We start from the raw sequence: 9,693 nt of genomic DNA on the forward strand, positions 1-9,693 counted from the left end.
GAAACGGTAAATTTTATGTAAGTGTGGAAGGGGTATAAGTTCTTGTGATTCCAGAGCTTATTTTGAAATCCGTTCTTTTATTAGTAATTTATAGCGTTTGCTGGTCGGTTTGGTTTAGATGCTTATTGATGAATGACTTAAAAGAAAGTTAATGTGGGCGTTTTTTATCTAGGCTTAATTCGAAAAGAAGCTGCTCTAATACGGTTTTTGCAGAGGGTTCCAATGTCCAAATACCGAGCATTCTGTTAAGTGCAGCGCGATACACTCTGTTTTTTAGTAGGAAGGCGAGCGTGCTCGTATCATTGCTGAATACGTGCATTTGTACGACGGTGAGTTCTGCTTTGTTCTCGATGTCTATATTCTGAAGATTGAAAGCGGGTAGGAAGGCAGACTCATACCAAACCTCAACGATCTCTCGAAGCTCCATCTCTTCTTCAGGCACATCGCACTCCTGAAGTTGGTGGTTTTCAGGAATTGCGGATAAGTAGGCTACATCAAGCTTGTCTGCAACGAATGTGTACATTTGCTTCCTTGTTACAAGTGGTTCTAGAACGAATCATCTCTCTCACTTATGTTTTTGTCAATTACATCCATTTATTAAACGAGTAATTTGTGAATAAGCATCGTTGTGTTTAACTCAAACTGTTTAAGTATTTGTCTGTTAAGCCAAAATATTTTAAATTCCCATCAGGCTCGAGAACTAAACTCATGTTAGAAGTCGCGATCAAACCGGGGTCGTTGGTCGAAAAAATGACTGTTTTGTTCAACAACTTATCGCTGAATAAACGGTTAAAGTACTGCGCATTTTCATTTTCTGCACCATTGAATGGCTCATCAATGATTATCAGAGACTGCTCACAGTTACCTAGGCCAAGTGCCAGACGCAATTTTTGTTGAATTCCATTCGGAAGACTTTTGCATTTATCTACGCTTAACTGAGTAGCCAAGCCTTCCGGAAGCCATTCATCTAACTCGAAGAAGCTCACCATCTCTTGCATCTTCTCTGTTGGAATCAGCCCGTTATGTAGAATAAAGTTGGTCTCGAGTGAGCCTTCAAAAATATGCAAATTAAAAGGGATGTAGTTAATCGAGGTACGATAACGGTAGCTATTGAACTGTTTAATGTTGTAACCATCGACAGAAACTGCGCCTTGATAGCGGTCTTCTAACCCAGCAATGATTGAAATTAAGGTGGTTTTACCGCAGCCCGTTGGGCCACAAATGACCACTTTTGCACTGGGTGGTATCTTAAAACCAAGGTTGGTTAAGCCGGTTGCTGCTCCCGCGTATCGGTGGCTGACACCGCTGCCCACAATACTGCCTTGGAATAGTCGGATAGGCGGGCTTTTCTCTAGAGTCAGCTTGTCGTCATTCATCGACATCAAGTTGTTTATCTGTGCCGATGACGCTTTGATTGATTGAAACTTAGATATTGAGTTATAGATGCCCATTATCGGGCCTAGTGCTTTCCATACCAGAATAACGGTTGCGAGCATCGCACCAGCATCAGAAGTACCTTCCATTACACCGATTACAGCGGTCACAATGCTTGCAGTACCAATCACCTGTATCAAACTGCCGCCAGCGGCCTGAATTTTACTGTTAGTCACGGCAACGTTCTCGGCATCGCTGGTGCTTTGCATATGCGATGCACTGAATCGAGATTGAACGACACGAAGTAAAGGCAGGCCTTGGATAGTCTTGATGCCACGAAGAATTTCATTCCATTGATACGAGACCATCGCATTGGCGCGCGAACTTTTGGAGGTGGCTTGCGAGTAGATATAGCGAGAGTAAATACAGAACACTAACATCAGTATTAAACCACCCATCACCACCAATGCAGCTGTACCAGACATTAGAGCAATGGCGATGATAAATACGATCACAAACGGCATATCAAAATAGCTGAGGGTTGATTCTGCAGTCACTAAGCGTCGGAACGTATCGATATCTTTCAAACGCGCTAACTGAGAAGAGACCCCGGCCGTGGATGTCATCGCATAGGGCAGCCACAGTAGCTTAGATATAACAGCTTGAGAGATGTGCACGGCGAGATCTTTACCGGAAGTGGCAATGATGTTGACCCGCATTTTCTTAAAGAAGTATTCAGAGAAGCCGACAATGATGGCAAACAGAGTTAACCAATACAGTGTCGCCTCAGAACTCGAAGTGAGTGCGAAATTATAAACACTCATAATAAAGAAGGGTTGTAACGCACCTAGAATACTGATGACGAAACTCAGAATGATTAAGCTCTTTAGCTCATTGTTATAACGATAGAAAGCGTATTTAATCCAATTACTTCTGTCTTGCGATTCCGGAGGTGGTTCGCGGAATAGACGAGAGTACTCGCTAATAGAGATCAGCAAGCAGGGCTTTTGACACATTGGATATTCAATAGTGTTGTTGTTCGTGTAATCAAACAGCAGCAATTTTCCATCTTTGGTGCCTAAGAAAATCGCACTTAGATTCTCTATTTCAATAAAGCATGGGTGAGGGTGCTTATCGATATTCTCGAGTGTCTTTAGCTTGGTCACATCACAACGATACCCAAGACGCTCGATGGTTGCAGTAAAACTGTCGCTGTCTTTTGGTTTAGGAATAAAAGCGTCACTGAGGATTGCGGGCGTACCTTCCCATTCCAATGCTATCAAGGTGTAAGCTAATCCGCGAATCAGCGGCGACTGACCGTAACGTTCATCATAACCACTTGCTTCAAAGTCCAAAACTCGCTGCGGAACATTGTTGAAGTCAACTAGGATACTCATTGGTCACCTCCGGTAAGTTTTACGCGTTTGAGGCGATGGTTAAGCTTGTCCATTTTATTGCTGGCGATGATCAAGATTTTGTCGTTGGCACGATAAGCCGTACTGGTGAGAACGACTCTCGCAAATTCCTCATCAAAGACACAATCGATGTCATCGAATATCAATACACGCTTACTGGCGAGCAGGGCACGAACTAATAATAGGGCGTAGCCAACTTGTCGTGAGAATGGGTTACGCATATGGCCTTTGAGTTCTGTATAAAAACCGGCAGGAAGCCCATCAATTTGCGCTTTGATGTTCATGGTTTCACACAGTGCAAACGCCGTGTTATTCAAGCTTGGGCGGAAACAGGTGAGGTTATCGACAATCGTCCCTTCTACGAACGAACTGGTCTTATCAACCATCAGAACACTGTTACGCCAAACGTTGTAATTGACGTCATCCAAAGGCGTGTCGTTAATCATGATGTCCAACTTGCTGTCACTGTTTTGCCTGGCAATACAGTTGGCAAGGTGTGTTTTGCCTGAGCCACTTTTCCCCGTAAGTAAATAAGCTTGCCCAAGTTCGAACTCGATACGCTGTTTTTCAGAATACTTAACCGAAATACGCTCAACCTCTGTTGTCTCATGCTGATGTTCAACCGAAGCCGCCAGCTCAAGCAGTTCGGCGATACGTTGTATATGGAGTTTGTTTAACTCCCAACGGCTCGCTGTACGCATCACTTGCTGGTAAGGCGCAAAATAACGGTTGGTTAGCATGATGATCGCGGCCATGATGCCTTGGCTAGATTCCATATTGATAACGGCCGTTGCCAGTACCACAACAACACAAGCTATAGAGAGCTGTTGGATGAGCGCCAATATTAGGCTGAAGTTCGATTCAATCTGCTCATATTTGATGTTCTCCACTTCGCGCTCTTCAACCATTTGTGTCATCAGGCTTTCAACTCGGTACTCCATGTTTCGAGCTTTAATATCAAGTGGGCTAGAGATGATCTCAATGATTTTGGAGGTGGTTAACCCTTCGATGTCTGACTTATTCTGCAAGCTACCAATCTTTTGTTTAGAAAGGCTCCACGCAAAAATAGCCAAGATGACAGAGGCAATCAGAAGGGTAATGCCAGCCCATATGTTGATGAGTCCTATGATGAGGATGGTGATCACGCTGACGGCAAGGTTGATAAGCGCTCGAACCGACTCCCCGCCAAAGAAGGTCTTAAGTTCAGGAATGGTTGAGATTCGTTCTAGGTATTCGCCCGGTTCTAAGCGGCGGAATTTTGAGATCTCAGCCAAACAGATGGATTGAAATACCTTATTGGTTAAGTTGGTCTCAAACTGCCTCATGATGACAGAGGAAATCTTCTCTTCCTGATTTTTTAAGTGATAGTCGAGGAAGATAGAAATCAAGATAATCGCGAACAATAAGAACAGAGTATCTTGAGCTTGGTTGGGTAACACTCGGTCAAAAATGATCAGAATAGAGAAGGGCAGTACCAAGCCAAACAGGGTCGATATTATCGTTGAGAAAGTCAGATAACACTTATCTGCCATGTTGATCTTTTGCGAAAATTGCTCAGTTTGCATTACGACCTCCTTTTCTCAATGACTCCGTTGAGAGAAGGTGTTTAGGCACCAAATCTTGATTGTCTCGTCCCTCAATATCGCTCATCAATTGCATGATGCTCTCTATTGATTGAATTGAGAGTATGCCCTTAATTTGCTCAAGCTTGATGGTCTCGATGATGTAGTCGTATCGTGCGCTTTCATAGTCTCTCAAAGCGCTGAACAGTTTACTTTCCGCCGCCAGCAAGTCGGTGATGGTACGCGTGCCTAATTGGTAGGCTCTTTGGATCCCTTTATAAGATGCGTAGTTGGCGCGAATGATGTTTTCGTAACTGCTTATAGACTGCGAGAAATCGTTAATGTTGAGCACTGAGGTATTCACGCTGTTACGTGTGGTATAAAGCGAGTCTTGATAAAGCAGTTCGGTACGTTCGATGGCAGTCGATGATTTTTGATAGCCATAGTAATCAGAGCCACCGGACAAGATAGGCACCGCGAGGTTTAAGCCAACACTGGTTGAGTTACTTTCACCTGTCGCTGTAATATCGGTTTTATCGTAGTTATTGGCGTCATCGTGTCGATAACTTGCTGAAAGCGACACGGTCGGTAAGAAATTCGAACCGCTCTCTTTTAAGCTTCTGCGGCTTCTCTCTACGTTTTTCTTTGCCACCAATAAGTCGTTATTGAGCTTTAACGCTTGATCCATAATTGTGCGTAGCTCGGTTTCGTTGATCTCTTTTAGAGGCACGCTTTCGTATATGTCTTGCGATGGAGTGATAGGGTATTGAATTTGTATAGAGAGCCCGTTGAGAATGACACGACGATCTTTCTGCAAGGTTCTTAATCGGTTCGACACACCTTCCTTTTGAGCAATCACTTCGTACAGTTCACTGGCCGCGGTGTTACCCAGCTCTACATTGCGTCGCATTTGGTGTTCACGTGTTTCAGATGATTTAAGCTCAACCTTGGTCGCTTTAATTTGGGCGTTATTTTTCAAATACTCAAAGTATTGAGACCCGATTTCCGAAATAGTGCTTTGGATTTTGTTCTCGTGTTTAATCTCTTCGATATTGAAGTCGAGCTTTGCTGTCCCATATTTGAATATGTCCCCAAGATTGAATATGGATTGGGATAACGAAAGGCTGTAGCTGTTTGAGTTATAGCTAGAGGTTTCATCGGGCACGCTCGATAGTAAGGTTTCATTCTCGTTCCATGTGGTATCGGCAGCACCATTGAGTGACGGCAAAAATTTAGAGCGACTGATACCAATGTTGTACTCGTTTTCTTCCACGCCCTTATCACTAGCACGAAGAGACAGGCTGTTTTGCAGGCCGAGCTCTACCGCCTCTAGCAGGGTAGTCGCCGATGCTGAAGGTGTCGTGCTGAATGCGAGTGCAGCTATGATGCTGCTAGTTAAGTTTTTGTACCGCCACATACTTGTTGATCACCTTGATGATTTGGTCGCTTTTATAAGGTTTGCTGATCACGTAATCCATTCCGGCTTCAATACAAGCCTGGTGTTCGTTACTGCTGGTCAATGCGGTTGCACCTATGATGGTGCAAGGGTTCTTCTCGTTTTCTTGTTCAAATTGTCGAATACGTTTTGTGGCTTCTATGCCGCCCATACCCGGCATGATGCAGTCCATGAAGATGATGTCAGAACGTTTATTCATGAAGTGCTTCACTGCATCGGCACCATCGCCAACGGTGTCTGGTTCATACTCTTGCTTGGTAAGAATTCGTTTCAGTAAGATCTGTTGAACTCGGTCATCCTCTACGATAAGGAATGAGCTGTTTTCCATCTGTTCTTCCGATGCTTCCGCTTCCATAATGGTGAGTAGGTTTGGAATGAACTCGTAAGGGATAGCAGGGGCGTTGATGATTTTGTCGACGAAGCTATGACACTCTTGTGCTTGCTGAGTGTTGGTCACTGACAACAGTAACTTGGTATTTGGGTGGTTCTTAAGTTGGGATTTGACCGTTTTACTCAACGACGGTAGCTTATTGGGTTCAAAGGTATCGGTCAGCATAATCGCATCGTAATCGCCGAACGTTTTCGCCGCTGAGAAAAGCTCATTTGCAGTGCGAATCTCGGTGATGTCTAGCCCCAAATTGCTGAGCATCTTCTTCATCACATCGATACGAACTTGAGTATTGGCGCACAGCAGTAAACGCTTGCCATCGAAGCGAGTCTTCTCTGTGTGGAAATTCTTCGCCTTGAGATCAAGCTCAATCTGAAAACGTTCCTGAGCCCCTGACTGGAACCAATGACTCTCGTAATAGCCGTAATCTTTCAGAACGCTTTTTGCTAAGTCATCGGTGTTGGCTGTATGGTCTTTGTGTGCGCTCCAATGGAGTTTATTGAGCTTGGCAACAGAGACATCCAGCGTTGATAAGAAGTTGAGGTTGATGGTGACACGGGTATTTTCCATATCAGAAGCTGCACCAGATTCAATGGTCACAAACAGTTTCTTATTTGATTTGAGTTGAATCGCATTGGATAGCTGCAGGAACAATATCCAGAACAAGCTGGTGGATTGACCTTCTACGCGATTGGGTAAGTTGTCAGAGATAAAGCAGTCAAGTTCGCCTTCATTTCGCTGAATTTTGGCGCTGATATGAATCATCAACTCCGACAATACGTTGAGCAGTGAAAATTCTTTCGATTTACTTTCAGTACCCTGTGAAATCAAGCGATTATAGTTTTCTGCTAACTCAGATAAAGTACTACATGCAGAGGTAATATCCTTCGCCATCAATACGCCATTTTCATCGGTTTCTTGAACAAGATATTGGACGCCACCGTTGATGGTGTTTGTAATTCCGCGAATCTCATAGCCGATTAGCGCATATAGTTGTTTGTAGAGATCGTTATTGCGCTTTTGGTCTTCCAATTTACTGAAGATAAGTTTGAGATGAGAGTAGATCTGACGCTGTTTGGGATTAATGCTCACTTCATTAAGAAGCTCTTCAAGACGTTGTAAATCTAACTGCTTCAGCTCTTGATACAGGGCATCGAATTCATAGTCGATTTCGCGTTCGTTAGAGCTGGATTTCTTCAGTTTCAACATAGCAACTGAGTTGGATAAAATTGTAATCACAGCCAATATCACGACTACTATAAACAACCAGATAAAGAACTCGTTTTTCTCAGACATCAAGTCGTTCGTATGGTTGTTAAACATGGTGCGATAGTTGTCATCCATCTGCAGATAGTTATTCGTCAATGAAAGGTACAAGCCTAATACGTCGTTACGTGTTTTAGGGCTATCGGAGAAACGATTAATCGCTAATTCCAGTTGCGTGTATTCAGTTGCTCCAACCAAGCTGAACTCGGTTTTGTTCAACGAGGCTAAAGAACGAAATTCATCGATTTCACGCTTCAAGTTAACTAGATTGAATTCGTTAGTACCACAAGTGTTGGTACTTAAGCAGTGCTGCAGAGTTTGAATATCTTGTTCGATGGTCTGATTAAGCTTTTGGGCTTGTATGAGCAATGGTGCGCTTTGCACTTGTGCGACTGAGTCTACTTTTGACCAAGAAAAGTATAAATAGAAAGCGAGCGCAGCCAATACCACGCTAAATAGTATGCTTAGACGTAGAGCGGGTACGGAAATATTGTACGAAGGTTTTCCGCTCATTGATTATCTCTCATCGAAAGCATCCTCGATGGCTGACATCACAGGTTTCGCAGCGTATTCGATCACGCGACGCGAGCCTGTTTTCACATCGGCGGTAAACTCCATGTAAGGTGATAACTTGTATTGAGTGCCTCCTCGTTCAAGAAAGTTTCGGTCAATTTCAATCTCTGCTAAATAGAATTCAGCGTCTTCTTCTTCGTATGATGAACGACTGATTGAGGCGATGGTACCCTCAACAAATCCGTATTTTGCAAAGTTATAGGTATCCATTTTGACTTTCACTGCCTGACCAATTTCAACGAAGCCCATGTCTTTACGTGGGATCTTTGCTTCACCGTGAAGGGAGTTATTGATTGGTGCAATATCGGCGATACTTTCACCTGGCGGAATCACAGCAGAACGGAAATTGAAGTGAAGTTTGTCGACCACACCATCGACTGGCGAGTAGACGACTAGGCGATCAACCTTGTCGGAATGCTGTGGTTGTAAGATTCGCTTCAGCTTGAGGTCTTTATTCGCTTGAATGATTTGCGCTTGGTACTCAGAGTTCCTGTTCTCAACCAAGTCACGGTGTTGTTTTTCCAGTTTGTCGAGTTGAAAGCGCTCATTCATCACAGACTCGTCCAGGTTCTCAATCTCACGCACCATATTCGACTCTTGTACTTTCATGTTAAGAACGTCGACATAAGACGCCATCTCTTCTTTATAGAGGGTGTTTTTGATGTTGAGCTGCTTACGTATCAGAGAGAGTTGATTCTCTGAACTTTTTCGGCGCTTTAACATTGAGCTGATCAACGAGTTTTTGTGCTTAATATCGTGAGTGATGAGCTCTTCATTTGAACGGTTTTTAGAGAACTCTTGCCTCCAGGTATTCATGTTGACCTGAACCTGCTCAGGGTATTCCTCAATAAAGGCATCGAAGTTAGGTTCTTCCATGTCGCGTAAGCTTTCATAACGAATCTTATCGAGCTCTATTTGAATAATTTCAGTATTGACGGTATCAAGTTGAGTGTTACGGTCGAGTGAGCGTATTCGAGCGATAGGTTGGCCCTCATAAACGACTTCCCCTTTTCTGACTAACAATTCTTCTAATATCCCGCCTTCTAAATGTTGAACTTTCTCAACATCCGATTCCAATAGCAGTTCCCCACGTACAGAAACAACAATGTCGATACGTGCTTGTGACGCCACCGCAATAGCGACCAAAGCGAGCAAGAATATAATGAGCAATGTTTTGTGAACGCTGGTCATGGCACTAGCAAGCACAATAGTGTCATCAGCTGTGACCTTAGAAGCCTCATTATTGGAAACAAGTGCTTTTCTGAGGTGATGTTCTATTTGGTTATTGCTCATGACTGACCTCGGTTACTTGCCATCTATTACTTCCTTAATATCCAACAAGTGGTTGATTTGTCGATTGACGTTGTGCAATTCAGTTTTTACATCCTCGATTAGATCTTCCGGCGCAGGGAACTCGTGTCTACTCAAGTGTTCCAATTTGGCCATTTTGGGCGGAAGGTCTTGGTCGCAAAGCAACGTTAAGATGGTCTTCAACTTTTTTGAGTAACTATTGAGTTCATCAAAACGATTACTGTTATGAAGCTCTTCTATATTTAGGGCTGCGTCAGAAAAGTCATTGTAAAAGTCGCCTAATAGCAATTGCAGCCCTTTGTGGTTGTTGTCGACCGAGCGCAACAAATTCGTCATGTCTATCATTGC

At 43.6% G+C, this 9,693-nt stretch carries 7 protein-coding genes; all 7 read right to left on the reverse strand.

The genetic code is table 11. From position 1 onward, the window contains the following. Positions 1–148 precede the first annotated feature (148 nt). On the reverse strand, positions 149–523 hold the full coding sequence (locus OQJ75_RS01865) for a hypothetical protein (protein ID WP_248393224.1): 375 nt from the start codon (positions 521–523) through the stop codon (positions 149–151). Between the two features lie 109 nt (positions 524–632). Continuing rightward, positions 633–2,771, reverse strand: a complete 2,139-nt coding sequence (locus tag OQJ75_RS01870) for an ATP-binding cassette domain-containing protein (protein WP_265970788.1) — start codon at positions 2,769–2,771, stop codon at positions 633–635. Then, the gene (locus OQJ75_RS01875; protein ID WP_265970787.1) at positions 2,768–4,354 is read right to left on the reverse strand and encodes an ABC transporter transmembrane domain-containing protein; all 1,587 of its coding nucleotides are present in this window, start codon (positions 4,352–4,354) and stop codon (positions 2,768–2,770) included. Before OQJ75_RS01875 ends, OQJ75_RS01870 begins: the two co-directional genes overlap by 4 nt. Beyond that, complete coding sequence (locus OQJ75_RS01880) at positions 4,344–5,768, reverse strand: TolC family protein (protein ID WP_265970786.1); 1,425 nt, start codon at positions 5,766–5,768, stop codon at positions 4,344–4,346. Before OQJ75_RS01880 ends, OQJ75_RS01875 begins: the two co-directional genes overlap by 11 nt. Further along, positions 5,743–7,974, reverse strand: a complete 2,232-nt coding sequence (locus OQJ75_RS01885) for a response regulator (RefSeq protein ID WP_265970785.1) — start codon at positions 7,972–7,974, stop codon at positions 5,743–5,745. The genes OQJ75_RS01880 and OQJ75_RS01885 overlap by 26 nt, the downstream gene beginning before the upstream one ends. Positions 7,975–7,977: 3 nt before the next feature. Beyond that, the gene (locus OQJ75_RS01890) at positions 7,978–9,327 is read right to left on the reverse strand and encodes an HlyD family type I secretion periplasmic adaptor subunit (RefSeq protein WP_048611151.1); all 1,350 of its coding nucleotides are present in this window, start codon (positions 9,325–9,327) and stop codon (positions 7,978–7,980) included. Between the two features lie 12 nt (positions 9,328–9,339). Then, entirely contained in the window at positions 9,340–9,690 is a 351-nt protein-coding gene (locus OQJ75_RS01895; protein WP_050633475.1) for a hypothetical protein, read from the reverse strand. Positions 9,691–9,693 lie beyond the last annotated feature (3 nt).

Origin of the sequence: Vibrio sp. 14G-20, assembly GCF_026241515.1 — a bacterium.
In the GTDB taxonomy this organism is placed as follows: domain Bacteria; phylum Pseudomonadota; class Gammaproteobacteria; order Enterobacterales; family Vibrionaceae; genus Vibrio.